This window comes from Deltaproteobacteria bacterium GWA2_45_12 (assembly GCA_001797365.1).
In the GTDB taxonomy this organism is placed as follows: Bacteria; UBA10199; UBA10199; order UBA10199; family UBA10199; genus UBA10199.
In genome coordinates, this window is sequence record MGPH01000043.1 from 1 (window position 1) to 20122 (window position 20122).

The 20122-nt window shown below is 44.2% G+C and carries 21 protein-coding genes, 1 tRNA gene and 1 pseudogene; 8 read left to right on the forward strand and 15 right to left on the reverse strand.

Features of this window, described 5'->3' with window-relative positions; all coding sequences use genetic code 11:
- The 6 genes and pseudogenes from A2048_08885 to A2048_08910 all read right to left on the reverse strand — a co-directional run bounded on the left by A2048_08885 (window position 1) and on the right by A2048_08910 (window position 3137).
- A pseudogene (locus tag A2048_08885) lies at window positions 1–219 on the reverse strand (hypothetical protein).
- 6 nt (window positions 220–225) lie between these two features.
- The gene (locus A2048_08890; GenBank protein OGP08592.1) at window positions 226–813 is read right to left on the reverse strand and encodes a hypothetical protein; all 588 of its coding nucleotides are present in this window, start codon (window positions 811–813) and stop codon (window positions 226–228) included.
- Window positions 814–1255: 442 nt separating this feature from the next.
- Window positions 1256–1345, reverse strand: a tRNA-Ser gene (locus tag A2048_08895).
- A 146-nt stretch (window positions 1346–1491) separates the two neighbouring features.
- Window positions 1492–1713 (reverse strand): hypothetical protein, encoded by a 222-nt coding sequence (locus tag A2048_08900; GenBank protein ID OGP08593.1) that lies wholly within the window; start codon window positions 1711–1713, stop codon window positions 1492–1494.
- A 17-nt stretch (window positions 1714–1730) separates the two neighbouring features.
- Window positions 1731–1976, reverse strand: coding sequence for a hypothetical protein (locus A2048_08905; protein OGP08594.1), 246 nt, complete (start codon window positions 1974–1976; stop codon window positions 1731–1733).
- Window positions 1977–2528: 552 nt separating this feature from the next.
- Entirely contained in the window at window positions 2529–3137 is a 609-nt protein-coding gene (locus tag A2048_08910) for a superoxide dismutase (protein ID OGP08595.1), read from the reverse strand.
- A 262-nt stretch (window positions 3138–3399) separates the two neighbouring features.
- On the opposite strand from A2048_08910, the gene A2048_08915 reads away from it, so the two are divergent.
- Together A2048_08915 and A2048_08920 are read left to right on the forward strand one after the other, a co-directional pair.
- On the forward strand, window positions 3400–5640 hold the full coding sequence (locus A2048_08915; GenBank protein ID OGP08596.1) for a bifunctional alpha,alpha-trehalose-phosphate synthase (UDP-forming)/trehalose-phosphatase: 2241 nt from the start codon (window positions 3400–3402) through the stop codon (window positions 5638–5640).
- 118 nt (window positions 5641–5758) lie between these two features.
- The gene (locus tag A2048_08920; GenBank protein OGP08609.1) at window positions 5759–6691 is read left to right on the forward strand and encodes a hypothetical protein; all 933 of its coding nucleotides are present in this window, start codon (window positions 5759–5761) and stop codon (window positions 6689–6691) included.
- Between the two features lie 103 nt (window positions 6692–6794).
- Here A2048_08920 and A2048_08925 read toward each other — a convergent pair whose 3' ends face one another.
- The 3 genes from A2048_08925 to A2048_08935 form a co-directional block, all read right to left on the reverse strand.
- Window positions 6795–8552 (reverse strand): hypothetical protein, encoded by a 1758-nt coding sequence (locus A2048_08925; protein OGP08597.1) that lies wholly within the window; start codon window positions 8550–8552, stop codon window positions 6795–6797.
- Window positions 8553–8741: 189 nt separating this feature from the next.
- A complete protein-coding gene (locus A2048_08930) occupies window positions 8742–9095 on the reverse strand; it encodes a ferredoxin (protein OGP08598.1) in 354 nt (117 codons plus the stop codon).
- 34 nt (window positions 9096–9129) lie between these two features.
- A complete protein-coding gene (locus A2048_08935; GenBank protein OGP08599.1) occupies window positions 9130–10464 on the reverse strand; it encodes a hypothetical protein in 1335 nt (444 codons plus the stop codon).
- A 28-nt stretch (window positions 10465–10492) separates the two neighbouring features.
- Between A2048_08935 and A2048_08940 the strand changes: the two genes are divergently transcribed.
- From A2048_08940 to A2048_08950, 3 genes are all read left to right on the forward strand, one after another.
- Window positions 10493–11755 carry a hypothetical protein gene (locus A2048_08940; protein OGP08600.1) on the forward strand — a complete coding sequence of 421 codons (1263 nt, stop codon included), beginning with the start codon at window positions 10493–10495 and terminating at the stop codon, window positions 11753–11755.
- Window positions 11756–11962: 207 nt separating this feature from the next.
- A complete protein-coding gene (locus tag A2048_08945; protein ID OGP08610.1) occupies window positions 11963–13111 on the forward strand; it encodes a hypothetical protein in 1149 nt (382 codons plus the stop codon).
- A gap of 44 nt (window positions 13112–13155) precedes the next feature.
- Complete coding sequence (locus tag A2048_08950; GenBank protein ID OGP08601.1) at window positions 13156–13737, forward strand: hypothetical protein; 582 nt, start codon at window positions 13156–13158, stop codon at window positions 13735–13737.
- A 46-nt stretch (window positions 13738–13783) separates the two neighbouring features.
- Here A2048_08950 and A2048_08955 read toward each other — a convergent pair whose 3' ends face one another.
- Together A2048_08955 and A2048_08960 are read right to left on the reverse strand one after the other, a co-directional pair.
- Window positions 13784–14371 carry a hypothetical protein gene (locus A2048_08955; GenBank protein OGP08602.1) on the reverse strand — a complete coding sequence of 196 codons (588 nt, stop codon included), beginning with the start codon at window positions 14369–14371 and terminating at the stop codon, window positions 13784–13786.
- A 4-nt stretch (window positions 14372–14375) separates the two neighbouring features.
- Complete coding sequence (locus A2048_08960; GenBank protein OGP08603.1) at window positions 14376–15350, reverse strand: hypothetical protein; 975 nt, start codon at window positions 15348–15350, stop codon at window positions 14376–14378.
- Between A2048_08960 and A2048_08965 the strand changes: the two genes are divergently transcribed.
- The gene (locus A2048_08965; GenBank protein OGP08604.1) at window positions 15351–16268 is read left to right on the forward strand and encodes a hypothetical protein; all 918 of its coding nucleotides are present in this window, start codon (window positions 15351–15353) and stop codon (window positions 16266–16268) included. It abuts the gene before it with no gap.
- A 7-nt stretch (window positions 16269–16275) separates the two neighbouring features.
- Here the strand turns inward: A2048_08965 and A2048_08970 are convergent, their stop codons facing one another.
- Complete coding sequence (locus A2048_08970; GenBank protein OGP08611.1) at window positions 16276–17139, reverse strand: hypothetical protein; 864 nt, start codon at window positions 17137–17139, stop codon at window positions 16276–16278.
- A 42-nt stretch (window positions 17140–17181) separates the two neighbouring features.
- On the opposite strand from A2048_08970, the gene A2048_08975 reads away from it, so the two are divergent.
- Window positions 17182–17619: a D-tyrosyl-tRNA(Tyr) deacylase gene (locus tag A2048_08975; GenBank protein OGP08605.1), complete on the forward strand. Its 438-nt coding sequence runs from the start codon at window positions 17182–17184 to the stop codon at window positions 17617–17619.
- On the opposite strand, the gene A2048_08980 is transcribed toward A2048_08975, so the two are convergent.
- The 3 genes from A2048_08980 to A2048_08990 form a co-directional block, all read right to left on the reverse strand.
- Window positions 17614–18579, reverse strand: coding sequence for a hypothetical protein (locus A2048_08980; protein OGP08606.1), 966 nt, complete (start codon window positions 18577–18579; stop codon window positions 17614–17616). The genes A2048_08975 and A2048_08980 overlap by 6 nt on opposite strands.
- 220 nt (window positions 18580–18799) lie before the next feature.
- Entirely contained in the window at window positions 18800–19072 is a 273-nt protein-coding gene (locus tag A2048_08985) for a 3-oxoacyl-ACP synthase (GenBank protein OGP08607.1), read from the reverse strand.
- Window positions 19020–19313, reverse strand: a complete 294-nt coding sequence (locus tag A2048_08990) for a hypothetical protein (protein OGP08612.1) — start codon at window positions 19311–19313, stop codon at window positions 19020–19022. The genes A2048_08985 and A2048_08990 overlap by 53 nt, the downstream gene beginning before the upstream one ends.
- A gap of 254 nt (window positions 19314–19567) precedes the next feature.
- Between A2048_08990 and A2048_08995 the strand changes: the two genes are divergently transcribed.
- The gene (locus tag A2048_08995) at window positions 19568–20080 is read left to right on the forward strand and encodes a hypothetical protein (GenBank protein OGP08608.1); all 513 of its coding nucleotides are present in this window, start codon (window positions 19568–19570) and stop codon (window positions 20078–20080) included.
- The last annotated feature ends 42 nt before the right edge of the window (window positions 20081–20122 follow it).

Consider the following 20122-nt stretch of genomic DNA (forward strand, 5'->3'; position numbering starts at 1 on the left):
CCTATAGCTCGGCGGAGCCGAGCTTGATACCCCGTGGCTTGCCACGGGGTTCTTCATTCCGGTGTCTTTGGTGCCACGGGCGTAAGCCCGTGGGGCCCCACTGTAGGCGACAAATTCATTCCCATTATCAACCACACGTACAGGTGGAGGGCATCCTGTGAAAATAAATCCCATCACAATAAAAAATATTGAAATAAGGTTGGACCTGGAATTTTTCATAGACCCTTATTTTTCTTCTCCTCCACCCAAACACTTTTGGCTCTCAAAACTTTTTCTGAGCACATAAGAAAAATCGACGAAGGGCTGTTTTGCACTAAACACCATTACTTTTTCATTTTTATCGCGTGTGTTTTTTCCCGGTTCTTCTTCTAATTTTGCAAAACTTCTGGACCAAACATTTCCGTCGTGAAACGCAAGCACATTGATAAAATTTTCCATCGCATCTTCAAAAATATAAGATTTCTTTAGATTGAGTTTTTTATAATTTTCTGAATTTCTCACTTCGGTGGGCAATAATTCTTCAATCACCTCTTCATAGCCACACCTTTTTGCCCAATCATTGACCTCTTTTCCTTTCAGTTCCTTCAAGCGGGCTAAATATGGTTTTATCTTCTCTTGCAGTTCTTTCCTTTTTGATTCGCTGTCTATTTTTCCTCGCTTTTCCTCAAATTGTTGAATTTCGTCTTGAACAAATCGTAATGGGTACATTCCTCGCGGTGCCGGAACCCATTTCCCAACACCCATTTTCCCCAACACCTCCAATATTTTTTCATTTCGAACCGGTTGCCAATGGCTGAGAAAAAGCGCCTCCAAAGGGACCTCTTTTGCTGCAATCTGTGTTGGTTTGGTTACTGGTTTTGTTTGTTTTTTTGAAATTGTCGGACTTTTCTTTGCGGGTGTTACGCTAGGCTGAGATAGTTTTGACTTCACTATTTTATTTTGAGCGGGAGTGATCTTATTGCTGGGGGGTTGACGAGCCGGTGTTGTAGCCCGTGGCGCAACAGTAGCTTTTGTTGGTACAGGAGTAGAAGGTCGAACTTGGGCTGTGGCACCCCAGGCCCAACTAAGAACCAAAAGTACAATGCCGATGGACCAACCTTTTTTCACAAGAGTTAGGGGCAGCAATCCAAGTGCCAAGGAATGGACAGAAAAACAGAATATTTACAAGTAGTTATATTTTAAAGCCCTTTTATTTTGTCAAAATAAAGGCAAATTCTCTCTTTGATAAGGAAAAAATTGCCTCTTTATTGTTTTTTTGCGGAAGGGGTGGGATTCGAACCCACGGTACCCTTGCGGGTACACTTGATTTCGAGTCAAGCCTCTTCAACCACTCGAGCACCCTTCCCTTGAATCTGTATAGTGAATAGTTAAGAGAGGTTCAAGGAATTGTGTGCGGGAATGGCATGTAGTTGAAAAAAGGGCCTTTAGCGAATAGGGGATATTGCCAAAGGCCCTTTGGTTTATGAGAGGGGGAGAAAGGGAGATGAGAAATCAATGTAAATTGCGTTCAAAATCCTTTAATTGTTCTTCGGCTTCCTCCTTTTCAATTCCATATTTTTTCTGAATTTTCCCCACGAGCACATCTTTTTTCCCCGCAATGACATCCAATTCATCATCGGTTAATTGCCCCCATTTTTCCTTCACCTTGCCGCGAAATTGTTTCCAATTTCCTTCTATTTGTTCCCAATTCCTAAAAACCTCCTTTGATTTTATATTGCCGTATTTATTTTCTAAATTCTGTGTTCCTTTTCCGGTTTTTTCTTTAAGGTATTTTGCTCACCTTGTTTGTTCTGTGTGGGGTTGGGTCCCTCTGTATCCATCCTTTCTCTGCCTTGTTGGACATCTTTTTGGAATTCAGTGTCCGGTTGTTTTTTTTGTTTATTGTTTTGTTGTTCATTTTTTGTTTCCATTTTTTTCTCCTGGTTAAGTTTGATTAATTTACTACCAAAAATCCTTTTTCCCCAAAATCGGGGCAAATAGGATTTTTAACTCGGGGGTTCCCCCACCAATCTTACACAGGGGGTCTGCGGAACCTCGGTATGATCAGCGACAGAAGGAAAAGGATGATGAAGATTAAAAACAAGAATCGCGCAATCGAACTGGCGCTGGCTGCGATGCTTGTGAATCCAAACAACGCCGCTATGATGGCGACAACAAAGAATGTGAGGGACCAATAAAGCATAAAGGCTCCTTTCCTTAAGAAAAAACACTCAAAACTTATAGGATGGTCCCAAGCTGGACAATCGGGGGAGACAGGATTTTAAGATGGGGGTTTCCCCCAATTTTTTGTCGAAGGATAAAAAAATGGGGCTAAAATTGATTTCTTTTAGCCCCATCTCATAAGAGAGCTTCAAATGGGAAGCTACAATTCGTTTTTTTCCTCATTTTCGTCTTCTTTTAAGTGAAATGCGCTTTCCTTATTTTGAGCCTTATTTTGCCGTTTTGGATTCTGCTTGGTCTGGCGTTTATGTATGCCTTTTTGTTTTTTTCTTTTTTGCATTTTTACTTCACCCCCTTTCCAGGTAAGTTTAAGGATTTAGTCGTTTATCAACTGCATCCCAATTAATGTTGGAGAAAAAAGCTTCGATGTATTTGGCTCGCTCTGAGGGTGGGTAGTCGAGCAAAAAGGCATGCTCCCATACATCCATGACCAGGATGGGGGTAAATCCGGCCACATTCCCGACTTCATGAAGGGTGATCCAATGGTTGGATAATTGCCCATTGGCGGGATTAAGATAACAAATGGCCCATCCCACCCCACGCATCTTCCCCACAGCGATGAAATCATTTTTCCATGCCTCATAAGTTTGAAAACTGCCCGTCACCTTTTGGGAAAAGAGGGATTGGGGAGACGGCATGCCATTCCCCTCTTTTTTGAGGTTTTCAAAATAGTATTCATGCAGAATCATTCCATTATATTCAAAACCCAATCTCCTTTTTAGCTCCGAGTAATCCAAGACCTTGTCCCAGTCGACCTGCCCTTCTTTAAAAAAGCCGGCAATTTTTTCTGTCAGGTTATTGGTTTGCTGGACATACCCTTCGTAAAGTTCAAAATGCATTTCCAGGGTTTTGTCGGAGATTCCCTCTAACCCGCTTAAGTTGAAGTGCCTTGGTTTATAAGACGCAACGGAAAACATTTTTTAAAAAAGAACCTCTCAATCATTGAGAGCTCTCTCCCAATGACAAAAGGGACTTTAGATTTTTATGATATCGAAAGATCATTTCGCTACAAAACGTATCAGAAGAAAAAGAGGATACAATAAGGGCTCACAGGATTTTTGGATGGGGGAATGCCCCACACTGCTTTTTTTCTTCTATTGGGGGATTCCCCGATTGATGCCGGTATTAAATAAGTTTAAAAAAAATTAAGTTTAAAAAAATCAAATTGAAGGGACACCCATGAGGTTATTGATCGTATCCAATCGTTTGCCGATGACAATGATCCAAGCCGAAGGCCAACTACACTTCCAAAAAAGCGCCGGTGGTTTGGTTTCGGGGCTTAGTTCTTTTTTAGAATCTCTTCCGCAGGCTCTCTCTAAAGTTGAAAATTACATTTGGGTGGGTTCCCCCGGGCTGGATGTGGATGCTTGCCAGAAGGAGGAGATTTCAAAACGTCTTCATGATGAGTGCCATGCCCACCCCGTGTGGGTGAGTCAGCAGTTGATGGATCGTTTCTACAATGGTTTTTGCAACAAGATTATCTGGCCCCTCTTTCATTATTTTCCCAGCCTGACTGCCTTGGAAGAGGATCTTTGGAACGACTACAATGCAGTAAATGAGGCTTTTTGCGAAGCGGTACTTCAAGTGGCCAAAGACGATGACATTGTCTGGGTGCATGATTATCATCTTTTTTGCCTTCCCCTCATGCTTAAGAAGAAAAAACCCTCCTTAAAAATAGGATTTTTTCTGCACATTCCATTTCCCTCTTTTGAAATGTTCCGGTTGCTTCCAAAAACATGGTGCGTGAAAATTCTGAATGGAATTTTAGGCGCTGACCTGGTCGGTTTTCATACTTATGATTATACACAATATTTTATTCGTTGCTGTTTGAGGATTTTGGGTTTGGACCATAACATGGGCAAGCTTGTGCTTGAAGACCGTCTGGTCCTTGTCGACACATTTCCCATGGGAATTGATTACCAGCGCTATTACGAAGCGGCTAAAAGTGCGGGAGTCATTGAAGAGGCGAAAAAAATACGCCACACCCTCGGTGTTGAAAAAATCGTCCTTTCGATTGACCGCTTGGATTATACCAAGGGAATTTTTCAGCGATTAAAGGGGTTTGAAAAATTTTTGGAAGACTGTCCCCAATGGCGGGGGAAAACGGTTCTTCTTCTCATCCTTGTTCCTTCACGGATTGCCGTAGATCAATACCAGCACATGAAAGACCAGATTGATCAGACCATTGGATTGATTAACGGAAAATTCGGGCAAATGGCATGGAACCCCATTAATTATCAGTATCGTTTTGTTGATTTCGAGACTCTGGTGGCCCTTTATTCGCTAAGTGATGTGGCCCTTGTTACCCCTTTGCGTGATGGCATGAACCTGGTGGCTAAGGAATATGTTGCAAGTCGACAGAACCAGGATGGGGTGCTCATTTTAAGCGAAATGGCCGGATCCGCCCATGAGTTGGGCGAAGCTGTAACGATCAACCCCAATATTCATGCTGAAATTGCAGCAGCTCTCCCGGTTGCTCTGGAAATGCCGGCCCAAGAACAAAAATCGCGCATGCTTTCCATGCAGGCCAGGCTAAAGCAATATAATGTCATCCGATGGGCGGATGATTTCCTGCAAAAACTAGATGAGGTACATAAGGAACAAATCGAGTTTAATGCCAAAATGCTGGGGCCCTTGTCGATTAAGCATCTTGTTTCAAAGTTCCAGGTAGCGCGGCACAGGCTCCTATTTTTTGATTATGATGGCACCATGGTTCCCTTTAATAGGATTCCTTCCCAATCCAAGCCCAGCAAGGATTTACTCTCCATTTTGGAGCGCTTGTCTACAAAACCTGAAACGAAAGTGGTGATCATTAGCGGAAGGGATCGTCAAACTATGGAATCATGGTTTGGAAAACTTCCGCTTAATTTTGTGGCTGAGCATGGCACATGGACCAAAAAACAGGGAGAGTCCTGGCAACAAATCAAACCACTGCGCAATGATTGGAAAGCCCAGATCCTGCCCATCCTGCAAATGGCTTCAGCCCGCCTTCCCGGTGCTTTTGTGGAGGAAAAAGAATTTTCACTGGCATGGCACTACCGCGGAGCCCATGCAGAACTGGCTTCCATCCGGAATAAGGAGCTATTGGATAATTTGGTACACTTGACAGCCACCATCGATTTGCAAGTTTTAATCGGGCACAAAGTGATTGAAATACGGAATGCGGGAGTTTCCAAGGGCATGGCGGCCTTACAGTTTGTTGAGGAGAAACATGATTTCATCCTGGCCATAGGCGATGACTACACCGATGAGGAATTATTCAAGGCCCTGCCGATTTCTTCTTATTCCATAAGGGTTGGCCGGGTTCCGACATTTGCCTCGTTTAATTTGGCCAACCATACCGAAGTCCTGAGCCTTCTGGAAGATTTAGCCGCGGTTGATCCTTCGACTCAAATTCGATCCCTTGCCAACACGGGGTGATGTTATGAATAATAAGTTAAGTGACTGGCTTGCATCTATTCCACGATGGGAGGCCATCCTTCTCTTTTTTGCCTTCTTTATCCTAATTTTCACCTTGCAGCGAATTGCTTTCCACTTCATGAAAAAATATGCGGATAAGACTTCCAATTATTGGGACAATGTTTTTGTCGATGCTTTGCGGTTTCCTGTCATCTTCTTTTTGATTTCTTTAGCTGTTGCGCTACTTCCGGTTCTCTTTAAATTATCTAACCAGGCAGAGAAATTCACTGTTTTTTCCTCCAAGTTCTTTACCGTTTTGGGTTTTGCCCTTTTTGTTCAAAAATTGCTCCTATTCGTGTTACAGCTTTTTTTAGTTAAGAAAGATTCATTAAGAACCTATACCGGCATCACGCGAGTGGGTATTTCTGGCCTCATTTATACTTTTTTCATCCTCATTTTTTTGGATACGGCGGGTATTTCCATTACTCCTTTTATCGCCTCTCTGGGAGTGGGGAGCCTTGCCATTGCTTTGGCCCTTCAAGAAACCCTTGCCAGTTTTTTTGCCGGTTTTTATCTTGTGGCCGACAAACCCATCCGCGTGGGAGATTATGTGCGCCTTGAATCCGGGGAAGAAGGCCATGTGCAATCCATTGGCTGGAGAAGCGTGCGCTTGCAACAGCTTTCCAACAGCACCATCATCATTCCCAACTCCAAATTCGCCTCCAGTATTATGACCAATTACTATTTTCCCAAACGGGAATTGGCTGTTTTGGTGAATGTGCGCGTAGACTATTCAAGCGATTTGGAAAAAGTTGAAACGATCACCACCGAAGTGGCAAGGGATATCATGAAGGCAGTACCCGGTGGCTTACCTGATTTTGAGCCGTTTATTCGTTATGGGGCTTTTGGGGAAGCGGGCATTGAGTTCACAGTCATCCTGCGCGGTCGGGAATTTGTGGATCAATATTTGATCCGACATGAATTCATCAAGAAACTTCACAAACGGTATGAAGAAGAGGGCATTGTGATCCCTTCTGTTTTGCGAATGGTTCCGAGGAACCCTCGGCAATAAGGTGCTTTATCCCCTACGCTCGTTGGCGTAGGAAGCGCGCCTTGCCGAGTCAAAGCCCTTCGCCTTAGGCGGAGAATCTTGGGTCCGGGGTTTGCTCTGGGGTTCATACCATTGATGGCTGTGACAAGTAATTTGCCGTGCTGATGATGGCTAAATGCGAATAAGCTTGGGGGAAGTTTCCGATCAATTCGCCCGATTCGACGTCAATACATTCTGAGAGCAAACCCAGATGATTGGCATAAGTGGTTATTTTCTCGAAAATGGAGAGGGCTTTCTCTTTTTCGCCGATGGAATGAAAGGCTTTGGCCATCCAAAGGCTTGCAACGATGAAGGCGTTTTTTGGCGTGCCGAAGTCGTCATCATGCGTGTAGCGCAGGGTGAATCCGTTTTTCATCAGTTTTTTTTCGCACGCCCTTACCAATCCCAGCCACTGCGGATCCGTTTTTTGAAGGAACCCGTAATGCCTCATGAGAAGCAGGCTGGCATCGAGGTCTCGTGAGCCGTAAAATTGAGTATAAGAACCTATTTCTGGGTTCCATCCCTTTTCTTGGATGTCTTTCTTGATTTCCTGGGCGATGGGGTCCCAAAGCTTGGCCATATGGATTTTTCCCAGTTGATTGGCGATTTTGACGCCACGGTCGAGGGCCACCCATGAAAGGACCTTTGAAAAAGTAAAATGTTTTTTTTGATTACGATATTCCCAAATTCCGGCGTCCTCGTTTTGCCATTGGATGGCGATGGTTCCCACCAAAAACTTGACCAACGACCACACTTCCTCCGGCATTTTTTCGAATTGGTAATGACCGTAGTAAAGGTAAATGGCGTAGATGATTTCGCCAAAGATGTCGTTTTGGTTGGTGAGCCAGGCGTTGTTGCCAATGCGCACGGGGGATGAGTTTTTGTATCCACAAAGATGATCGAGTATCTGCTCATCTAAGTGGGTTCTTCCATCAATGCCATAAAGTATTTGTATTTTTGTCTGTTTGTTTTCAAAAAGGTGGAGAAGGAAACGGATGAAGCCCCCAGCCTCTTCAAAATGCCCTATGCTTTTGAGTGATTCGATGATCAAGGACGAATCGCGAAGCCAGCAGTAACGGTAATCCCAATTGCGCGACTCCCCCATGATTTCAGGCAACGAAGTTGTGACTGCGGCGAGGATGGCTCCGGTGTCCTCATAGGTGAGCATTTTAAGCGTGAGCGCTGAACGTAAGACCATGTTGGTCCCTATGGTGGGCAGGTGGCAATGACGGGACCAGCCTTCCCAGTATTCCTTGGTTTTGGTCATCATTTCATGGCTGTACGAAAAGTTGGGGGCGTCCATTTTTTCGTGATAGGAAAGAAGGAGGTATTCCTCTTTATCCAGCACCATTATTTCACCGGAAATGATTTTTTTTGTGGGCAGGCTGGAATACAAAAACAAGGTTTCAAACCCCTTGTGGGCCGTGATGAGGTTTTCGTAGGCTGTGATCGTTGTTTCCCCTCGAGCGTAGTCCAGTTTTGGTTCAAATAAAACACGGAAGGTGGGTTTGCCGCGCAAGGGTTTGAGGATGCGATGGATTTCTAGGGGTTTGCAGTAACCCTGGCCCGAGCGAAAACGGGGCATGAAGTCAATAATGGCAAAAGCATGCTCTCCTTGATCAAATTCGGTTTGCAGGATGTTTGTTTCAGGAAGATAGGTTTGGATGATTTGTGGTGAGCTTGGGGTCGCTATCTGGAATTTCCCGCCTTTTTGGGAGTCTAAAAGCGCTGCAAAGGTGGAATGACTGTCAAAACGCGGCATGCATAGCCAGTCGATGCTGCCATCCCTGCTGATCAGGGCTGCTGTCTTGCAATTGCCAATAATGCCATAGGAGAAGGACATAGATATTTCCTCATCAATCAGGGAAAAATTTCCTTGTTATTCCCTACGCTCGTTGGCTTCGGGGACGCGCCTTGCTGGGTCAAAACCCTCCGCCTTAGGCGGAGAATCTTGGGTCCAAGGCTTGCCTTGGGGTTCATACCATTGATGGTCATCAAAAAAATCATTCCCATTTCAATGGAAAGAACAGGATTAAGAACATGGATGAATCAGATATTGGCTTACAAGCCTGCCACAAATGAGATGTTCCTGAATGATTTGTTCTAAAACATCAGGAGTACAACTATGATACCATACACCCTCTGGATAGATAACGGCAATAGGCCCTTTTTCACAAACCCGCAGGCAATTAGCCTTGGTGCGAAAAATACCACCGGCGCCTGTCAATTTCAAATCATCTAAACGTTTTTTTAAATATTCCCATGCCTTTAAACTTTCCCCTTTGTCACAACACTTGGGTTTGGTTTGGTCACAGCATAAGAAAATATGCCGCTTGATTTGGGGGATGCCGAGTTCTTTAACAATTGATTTAAGTTTTGGATCCATAAAAAACCTCAGAAGATGAGTTGATATTGATTTATTAATTTTTATAATAAATCTGCTTCATCTCTGCATACTGCTTTTTTAACTCTTCACGAAACTGGGGATGGGCCAACGGGATGAGTAATTCAGCGCGTTTTTCATCCGAAACGCCGTAGAGATTGGCAATGCCGTATTCGGTGACGATGTATTGGATTAAATAGCGTGGGGTTGAGATGAGGCTGCCTAGAGGAAGTGTGGGAACAATGTTTGAAACCAATTTCCCATTCACCGTGGCGGTTGATTTGATGCACAAAATTGTTTTTCCGTTTTCGGCATCATAGGCGCCCTGGACAAAACTCATTTGCCCTCCCGCACCGCTGTATTGTTTCAACCCAATGGCTTCTGAACAGACTTGGCCAGCAAAGTCGATCATCAATCCAGAGTTGATGCTGGTCATGTTCTTGTTTTTGGCAATCAAGTGGGGATCATTGACAATGCTTACAGGCAAGCATACAGCGGAACGGTTGTTTTGTCCCTTTCGTTCATCCAAAAAATCGTAAAGTTTTTTTGAACCGAAGGCGAAGGTAAAAATGCTTTGTTTGGGAAACACCCCCTTGTTCGTGTTTGAAATTTTTCCGGCTTCCACCATTTTTAACCATCCATCGGAAACAAGTTCGGAATGAATTCCAAAATTTCCCATGGAGCTTTGGGCCAATTTTTCTGCAACATAGTCGGGGATACGGCCAATTCCAAATTGAAGTGTAGCTCCATCCTCAACAAGGTTAAGAACATTTTCGCCGATTTTTATTTCTTCAGCGGTGATTTCTCCAAGGGAGGAAAGTTCCAGTTGGGACTGGTTGCTTTCAAAAACATGTTCTAGTTCAGTGATGTGGATTTTATTGTCGCCATATTCATCCAACCCATAAATTACAGGCATGTTGGGATTAATCTCGGCAATGGCTATCCGGCTTGGATCGCGGGATGCGGCGCAAAAAGGCCTGTAGATGGCCGCTCCATGCGTGCCAAAAGTGCAAAAACCGTCCTTGTCGGGTTCTGAAAGGGTTGTTGCGACAACGCGCGCCGGTTTTTTGAGGGCAAAGGTTTCAATGCCTGTGAAACTGGCAGGCAGATATTCCATCTGCGCCCCCTGATCATTAAGGAACCGTTCGATGGGCCCGTAATAACCGCTAGTGACACGCACCTTGGGATGAGTGAGAATAGGAAAGGGAAATCCCAAAAGTCCGGTGGTAATATGCAAATCTTCCCAGTCTTGTTTATCCGAAAGAGCCTGCAAAAGGGCCAGGGGTTGGCCTGTGGCCAAGGGAACGCCCAATGAATCTTTTGGATGAAACAAAGAAATTATTTCATGAATGGATTTTTTGCTTGGGCTCATAATCTTTTTTGGTTAAATCATTTATCTTATGAGTAAACAAATTCTTTTTTTATTCACGACCTGCCTGCTTGTGAGTTCTTTGGCCATCGCCTATCAAGCCGGTGCTGTGCCATCTACGTCCCCCTTATGGCATCATGAGTTGGTGCTGGCTCTGAAAAATGGCGGTGCTTACGTGGAAACAGAAGCGGAAAAACCACTTTTTGCCCATCGTGAAAACGAGCATTTTATTCCGGCATCCATTCTAAAATTGGCCACGGTAGCGTTTGCCCTTAAAGAATTGGGACCCGATTTCAGGTTTCAAACGGATTTTTTTATCACCAAGGATGAAAAACTTTTTGTCAAAGGGTATGGGGACCCTCTGCTTACTTCAGAGGAACTTGAGCAAATTGCTGGGACTCTTCATGAAAAGGGAGTTAGGGAAATTAAAGGTTTATATTTGGATGATGGTTATTTTGACAAAAGCATTGTCATTGATGGGGGGGCCCATTCTGATAACCCCTACGATGCCACCAATAATGCGCTGTATGCCAATTTCAACACCATTGCTGTCAGAAAATACAAAAATGGCACCCTTACTCCCGGAGAAGCTCACACGCCTTTGACTCCGCTTGCTTATAAAAAGGCGGCCCGTTTGAAAGCAGGGTCCCATCGCATCAATCTGGGAGGTATCAAATCGGAGGCCACCTTATATGTGGGAGAATTATTACAGGCATTTTTAAAACAGAAGGGCGTTTTAGTAACCGGCCCTGTTGCCCTTGAAACGGTTCCGGATACGGCCAATCTTTTGTATGAACATAAATCCTCCAAAAATTTGGAGGAAATATTGAAGGGACTTCTTAAATATTCCACCAATATTACAACAAACCAGATTTTTCTGGTGCTGGGGGCCAAAAAATGCGGGGCCCCTGCCACCATGGAAAAGGGAGTGATGGCCTTGTCTGAGTTTTTGGGCAAAGAACTTGGATGGAAAGATTTTTTTATTGCCGAGGCTTCCGGTCTTTCACGAAAAAACGAAGTGACTCCTTATGAAATGGTCGTGCTTCTGAGATATCTTGATCCTTATAAGGAGCTTTTTCCTAAAAAAGAAGATGGGCTATTTATGGCCAAGACAGGAACCTTAAATGGTGTTAGTACTCTTGCAGGCTATATGCCATTAGAGCAAGGGGGATATGCGCGTTTTGTACTTATCGTCAACGATACTGTGTCCTATGCCTATAAATTCAAAGTGGGGCGTCTTTTGTACGCGGCCTTAAACCCTTCTCAAAAACAATCGGTCTTAAATAAAAAATGACGCAGCCCGCTACCAGTGGGTGTTGGCGGACTAGATTGTGTGGTAAGCTGGCATCCTGTGTTTGAAGCGGAATTTGCCGCATCGAATGCCAATGACCATGCAAAGAACTAAATTATGAAAAAATTACTCTCTAAAAATCAATGGTATGAATCCCAACCCAACAAGCCGCACAGCGGCGCTGAGGGGGAGGCTCCAGCGGCTTTGCCGATGGAGGGGGCGACGCGAGCCCCTAGAATCGAATGGGCCAATTTCCTGTTTATCACCTTAACCCCCGTTGTGGCGATCGTGGGAACAATCTGGACACTTAAAAATAACGGATTTTTCCCGGAAACCCTTGTCTGGACTGTGGTGATGATGTTTTTAACAGGGCTGGGAATAACAGCCGGTTACCATCGTCTTTTTTCCCATCGCAGTTATAAGACAACGTGGTTTGTCAAATTAATGTATCTCTTATTTGGAGGGGCGGCCTTTGAGGGCTCGGCAAGGGAATGGTGTTGTGCCCATCGCAAGCATCACCGTTTTGTGGATCAAGAGGGTGACCCCTACAACATCAAAAGAGGTTTTTGGTATGCCCATGTGGGTTGGGTGGTGCTTAAAGCCGACCAATCCGATGAATCGAACATCCCTGATTTGAAAAACGATAAATGGGTTTTGTTCCAAGACAGGTTTTACATTCCCTTGGCGGCCATGGTTGGGATTTTTATGCCAGCTTTTGTTGCTTTAATATGGGGGGATTTTTTTGGAGGGCTTTTTATTGCTGGTTTTGTGCGCCTTGTTCTAAATCACCATTTCACTTTTTTCATCAATTCATACTGCCATTTTTTTGGGAAACAACCCTACAGCGACAAGAACACAGCCCGTGATAGCACGTTTATTTCATTTTTTACCTATGGAGAAGGATATCATAATTTTCACCATGCCTTTGAGGGTGATTACAGAAACGGCGTTCGTTTTTTCGATTTTGATCCAGGCAAGTGGCTTATTTGGGGGCTTTCAAAAATGGGGTGGGCTTTTAATTTAAAAAAGGTCAATTCCCTTAGAATTTTGGCGACCCGGCTTGCCATGGACGAAATGCGTTTGCAGAAAAAATGGGAGCGTCAGGCCAAATATCGTGAAGAATGGCAGGCGTTTGTTTTGCGGACACGGAACAAAATTTTAAAAGCCCAGGAAAGGTTCATCGAACTTAAAGCCGAATACCAGCAGATGAAACAGGACAGGATCGATTTGGTCCATGAACGGGTAGTGCATCTTCAACATGAGATGAAACGGGTCAAAGAAGAATTAAGGCTTGGGTTGCAAGAATGGAAATTCTTGATTCGTGGACAATATGTTCTGGTTCCAATAAAAATAGGATGACGTGATTCTTGTAGGGACCTCGTGGGGGTCCCTACGGTAAAAATATGGAATCCTTTCTTCTTTGTTTTATTCCCCTTTTTGTCGCCCTTGATCCTCCGGGGGTGATGCCCATGTTTCTGGGTCTTACTCAAGGCCTTTCTCCCCAGGAAAGATCGCGCGTTCTTCGTCATTCCATGGTGACAGCCTTTGTTGTAAGCATCCTGTTTTTGTTTGGGGGCCAGGCTGTTTTCAAGGTTTTGGGGATTTCATTAGCTGATTTTCAAATTGCCGGAGGGCTTATTTTAGTGGTGTTTGCCATTCGGGATTTACTGCAAACAGGGCGTGAGGTTTTGGTGCTTGATTCAACGGTGGGGGTGGTCCCCATCGGCATTCCCCTTATTGTGGGGCCGGCCGCATTGACCACTCTTTTGATGTTATCCCGTGAATTTTCAGTAACCATCGTATTATTGTCTTTGGTAACTAACTTGGTTCTTAATTTTGTTTTATTTAACCGAGCTCCATGGATTGAAAAAATTATCGGCATTGCGGGAATGCGCGCATTTTCCAAAATTGTGGCTCTTTTTTTGGCAGCGATTGCCGTGATGTTTGTCAGGATGGGGGTTACGGCTTATTTGACTGGAGTCTAAAGAGTAGTGTGGCCCACGAGGGAACCTATGGGCCCTTCGACTACGCTCAGGGACCCTGCCGGCATAATAAAAAATACTGGCCAATTTTCTTTGATTTCTTCGTTGCTTCTCCAATAAAAATATTTTTTGAAACTTTTTTCATAAAGTCTTTCATGTTCCCGTAAACAAGATAGGTGATTCCTGTTGTATTGGCTTTCAATTTTGGCCAGCCAAGCGGCGCTTGGTAAGGGATTTTGGTGTAATCGATCATGACTTCCCCGGGACGATCCGTATTTTCACTGACCACAAAATAACCGGGGCCGGTTAGTTTTTGAAGGGGTTGATGATTATAACCCCAAACAGAATTTCCGTCCGGGGAGCGGCACATCCTTTTTTGAAAAAGGAAAAAAGCGGGCAGGGAATTTTTCCCATGAAAAATAATTTCCTTTAAAGGTTCAGAAGTGAAGGGGGCCATTTCCTGCAAACTAACTGTTTTGGCCTTTTGAAATAAAAGCAGCATGAGTTTGCCGGGAAAGGATTGCACTTCGCGTAAACGATCTGCGGGAGAAAGAGAATCCAGATAAGCGCCGATAGAATCGATCGATTGATTTTCAGTGATCATTTTAGCAAATGTATTCATAAAATAATTGGACATGCCCTTAAATCCACCCCAATTTCTTATACCCCTCATACGCCTTTTGAAGAGTTATTTGTAAATCAAATTGAGGCGTCCATCCCAAATTCTTTTGAAGGGCATTGCTAGAACACACAAAACTGGGCGCGGTGATCTGTTTGTATTGCTTGATATCCAATTGATTTTTAAAAAAAGGAAAAACGCGTGAGAGGGCGCTTCCAGCCACCATCAGGGCAAACAAGATAAATTTTGGAAAGGCCATGACATGAATCTTGTTATGAAAAATACTCTCCATAAGTTTCCAAAGTTCCCTGTCGCTAGTTGGTTTGGGGTGGCTGACAAAATAAATTTTTGATCCTTTTCTTTTATCATGAGCCATGGCCACAAGGGCTTGGACCAAGTCATGTACATTAATAAAGCTAAAATGGAGCTCATGCTTCCACACACCAAAACCAAATCCTTTGGAAGCCATTTTAAAAAGGGTGAGGCTGGCCTCGTCGCCCTCGCCAAGAACGGCACAGGGCCTGAAGGTGGTGGTTGGGAAACGGGTATTTTTTTCCAAAAAATGTTCGGCTTTTAATTTGGACCGGCCATAGGGATCAATGGGTTGGCATGGGTCGGTTTCGTCCAAGGGTTTTTTTGACCTATTGGGGCCACAGGCAGCCAATGACGAAGCAAAGAGAAATTGTCGGGGTTTCCAGTCCTGATGGTGTAAAAAATTGACAATATCGACAACGCACTCGTAATTAATGCGGTTGTAATCACTTGTTTTGTTGGCGGTGATGGTTCCGGCCAAATGGACAAACACATCGTGTTCGGGAATTTTTTGTTCCTTCTTAAAAAAGGATAAATCCCCTTCAAAAAGGGATATATTTTGGGGGAGGCGCCCCAATTTTTTTTTGGAACGCACAAGAACGCTTACTTCATGCCCCTCTTGAACAAGCCGGTGACAGAGATGGCTTCCAATAAAACCGGTTGCGCCTGTGATAAAGAATTTCATATGTATGTAAGGGCGAACCTCGTGTTCGCGCTCGATATGGGCGAACACGAGGTTCACCACCAAGGCTACCTGATGATTCATAATTCCAAAATAGTTTTTTTATGGGACATAGATGGCACTCTTCTGCTCACCGGCGGGGCAGGGCAGGCTGTTTTCGATCGTTTATTTGAGGAATTTTATGGGGAGAAATATATTTGGGAAAATATCCACCCAGACGGTCGAACCGATGATGCCATTATTGAAGAGCTATTTGCCAATCGTTTCGGCAAAAAACCGGGCAAAGCAGAGTTAAAAAAAATCTCGGATCGCTACAATGAACTGATGGGGGAAGAAATTTTAAAAGCGCATCGCTTTCGTTTAATGCCCAAAGCTGTGGAGACCATCAAGATTTTATCCCGCATCCCCCATGCCATTCTGGGTTTGGCCACGGGCAATTATGAAATTTCGGCACGACACAAATTAAAAAAAGCGGGACTCAATGATTATTTTTCATTCGGTGGCTTTGGAAGCGATTCTCATTGTCGTTTTGAACTGACACGCTTGGCTGTCAAGCGGGGGCAAAAACTGGCCGGGCCCAAGGCCCAAACCATTGTGATTGGGGATACTATCCATGATGTCCGCTGTGGGAAACAGGCCGGGGCAAAAACGGTGGGGGTTTGCACGGGGCAGACATCGCGGGAAATGCTGGCCCTGGAGAATCCGGATTGGTTGCTGGGTGATTTAACGGAATTTAATCGGGTATTGCAGGATTGTGCCCCCGTAGGGACAACCCTAGGGTTGTCCCTACAAGAAGGGGAGGATTTTTATTACGATGACGGGAAAATGGTTTTGACTGAAGAACATCATCTCCGGCGCGGGTATTGTTGCAACAAGGGTTGCAGGCATTGTCCGTATGATTTTAGTATGGGCAATTCATGAATTGCCCTTACTCCAATTGGTCCGTAATCTCACGGGGTTTCATTTTCATGATGCCGATGCCGCAGCTAATAATAAGAAGCGCCCCTAAAATGGAGAGGAGATCCGGGATTTCTTTCCAGAACAAAAGACCCCATAGGGCCGAAAAAATGACCCCGAAATAGGAATAGGGGCTCACGACCGAGGCATCGATGAATTTATAAGAGTAGGTCATACACAACTGGGCCACGGTGCCACACAGGCCGATGCCGATTACGCTTACCCATTCAAGGGATGTCGGCCAAATGAAGTTTGGTATCATCATGATGAAGGCTAAAAGACTTGAAAAAAAGGAGAAGTAAAAAACAATCGTGAAAAAAGATTCCGTTTGATGCAATTTTTTGATGCCGATGTAGGCGATGGCCGCAAAAAGCCCCGAGGTCAGTCCCAAAAGACCGGGAACATTGGCCACATGGAAGGAAGGTTTGATAATGAGGGTAGCGCCGATCAAGCCGCAAAAAATGTAAATGAACAAGGGAGTACTTTTGGCTTCCCCCAAAAGGAAGATTGAAAGCAGGGCCACGAAGGGAACTGAGGTGTTTGAAAGCAGGGAGGTATCGGCCAAAGTAATTTTGGTAAGGACGTAGAAATTGAGTGCCAAAGCAGTAAACCCTGAGAAACTGCGGACAAGAAGGACTTTGTTGTTTTTACCGATGAAGGGGATTTTTTTTGTGAGCATCCAGGGTGTGATCAACACCAGGCTTACAAACGCTCTGAAAAAAACGGCCTCCATGAAGGGAAGCCGCGCCGTGGCATGCTTGGTCAAGGCTCCCATCACCGAAAAGAAAAGGGCGGCGATAATCATAAGCAGGATGCCGTTTGTTTTTTTGTGCATAGGGTAGGGGCCCCGCATCGCGGGGCCCTTACATTGGTTTTTATGAAACTCGTCATCCAACGCGTCGCTTTAGCCTCTGTAACTGTTGATGGCAAAACCATTGCCTCCGTCGGGCAGGGACTTCTCATTCTTGTTGGCTTCACGCATAGCGACACATTGGAAGAAATCTTTCCTACCATCGAAAAAATTTTGAAGCTAAGGATTTTTGCTGACCAGGCCAAGCCAATTAATATTTCCATCCAAGACATTCAAGGTGAAATATTGCTCGTTCCCCAATTCACTCTTTATGCCGATTGCAAAGGTGGCAATCGCCCGTCCTTTATTGACGCCATGAAACCGGAACCGGCCAAGATTTTGTATGAACAATTTGTAAAAGAGTTCCAAAAGAAATGGCCGAAGACTTCCTCAGGTATTTTTGGGGCTGATATGAAGGTAAGCCTGGTTAATGATGGTCCGGTGACGATTGTCTTGCCTTCATAGGGACCGAAACGCGGGGCGACTCGCCTCTTTTCTCAGCGAACATCCTTCATTGATTATGCCGTTACAATTGTCGTCCGTAAAATTGTTACACATTTCTTTATGGCCAGGGCGAATACCGGCTCGATTGTCATTACAATCTCCAGGATTGGTCCCATCACTGCATCTAAATGCTGACTCACAATAGCCGTCCCCATCATTGTCTACTCTTGGGTTGGGGCCGCAGTAATCATCATCAACCCTTGGATCGACAGGAACCCCGCCAATTCTCTTCACTTTTCCATTACAGATAAAAACATCTCCCCCGTCAAACAAACAAGAACTTTCATCTTGCGAGAAAAACTCTTCCCTCGTAATCCCGATCGTTTCAATAACAAGGTTTCTTAAGACAATGGGACTCGTATCTTCATGGCATATAAATGGCATTTTGTTTTCCTTGCGTGTGAAATTGCTCACGGCATTTATATAGACCATCCCATAATCAAGAAGCTGAGCATTCTGTCCCTCTCCCCAGGCGCGTGGATCAAAGTCCGCAGGATATTGATAGGCAAATTCTGGAAGTGGTCTGTGAATCGGAAAATTTCCAATGACAATATTTTGGTTTGGATTGTTAAAAGCGACAGGTCGGTTGAGAGTTATTTGGTCCGCATCTTCGTCAAAAAATCCAAATTCACGCGTTGCAAAGAGGATAGCTTGGGTTAAACCAAGACCGAAATCGAAAGGATCATCATTTCTCGTTGAACAAAGGCCATCATGATAAAGAGTTGAGATTTGATAAGTTAACGAATTTAGACTTTCATCTTCAGCGTCTGCAGGATTTCCTGTAGGCACATAATCATTTTCTACTACGGTGCCCCCATCTTCATTTGAAACAAGGCAATAGGCATTGGCTTGACTTGAAAGGGTGATAAAAAGCCCGGCAAGGAGCAGGTTTTTGAAGTTGTTTGAAATAAATTTATTCATAAATATCTCCCAAATTTAATGGCACATATATCCAAAGCAAATAGTTTGCCAATATCCCGCATTAAACATTAATGATAAAAAACAAATAATTTCAAAATCTTATGAGTATTTGATTGTCAGAGTGCAAGTGAAATTAAGCTGATAGTGTGGGGGCTTAAAGCCGCAATAATGTTTTTGACCGGGTACTGCTGACCAAAATAAATTGATAAATTACGTACATTTATAAATGGCTTCGTTGCGATTCCATATACATCCGTAGAATCGAATTGATGCGCGTCTGATACCCTCGCCCTTGGGCTTTGAACCAGTCTAAAACGTCCGGATCCAGGCGAATGGTCATGATGGATTTGGCTTGGGGCAGCCTCAATGCCGCTTTGGCAAAGAAATTCTTATCCAGAGGAGGAATGTCGGAGAAGTCGATGTCCTTGTCTTTGAGGTCTTTAATCTTTTTCCAATTGGTTTGCGATTTCTTCCTGGTATTTTTCTTTTTCATAGCGTGTTGCCTTTCGGGCTGAAATGATTCGTATCCTTTTCTCATTGGGTTCGGTAAAAATCACAACTACGGTGGTGTCTTTTAAAGAACCAATTCCAATCCAACGATCTTCCGCATAATCTTGCCGGGTATCTGCTAGCACCAACATCGGATAATGGAACATTTCTGAAACATCCTTAAAATCTAGGCCATGTTTTCGGATATTGATCTGATTTTTAATCTCATCCCATTCAAATTCAATGGTTAGTGTATTTATAATTTGTAAATACGTCAACGGTGATCTCCTCCCGGGATTTTCTTTTGCAAACCCCGGGCCAAAATCATGTCAACGTAAAATCAATAGGTTAAATGATAGAGAAAGAAGGGAACCGTCCGATTTTCGGATGGTATCCAATAATTTTTCCGTTTCAATGGCCCGGCAACCATTTTTTTAACCCTATGCCCAATTAAAAAATCCTCTGGATAATTTGAAAAGATATTGGCAGTAGCGGTCCAATGTCCGTTTTAAGTTTAGAAAGAGGCCGTTTTCTAACTCCCTCCACGCTGAACCTTTTTGCAATGAGGCCGGGGAGGGTTATGGCCCCAGCTCGTATGGAAAGGGGGATACGTCAGGTTCCCGTTGTCTTTAGAAATCTCCAAAAAATTAGGGATTTCTCCCATGAAATTGTTGGAGCTGCTCAAGATTATTATCGAGATGATTTTTTTGATCTTCCAGGACGTCCTTTAGAAGCAGAAGATGGCCAGTTCCAGTGGTGGGCATCCTCCTATCGTCGGCCCCCCTTTGAATCCGTGGGTTTCCACCATGCGCGCAAATCCCTTGGGAAAACTATTCCCCAGATAGAGCGTTCCGTACGCCTGAAACGCTATTGTAAGGGAAATGATACATTTGAGGTGACCCGTCAAACGGCCGATCACGAAGTGCAAATAAGTGTCGAAGTGCAACTACCTGAAAATCCCGAATCACTTCCCCTAGGAGCCTGTCGGGGAAACATTTTTAGTAATTCATGATCGGCAACAGCCCCGGTTTTTGATATAAGGAGGCATGAAAAC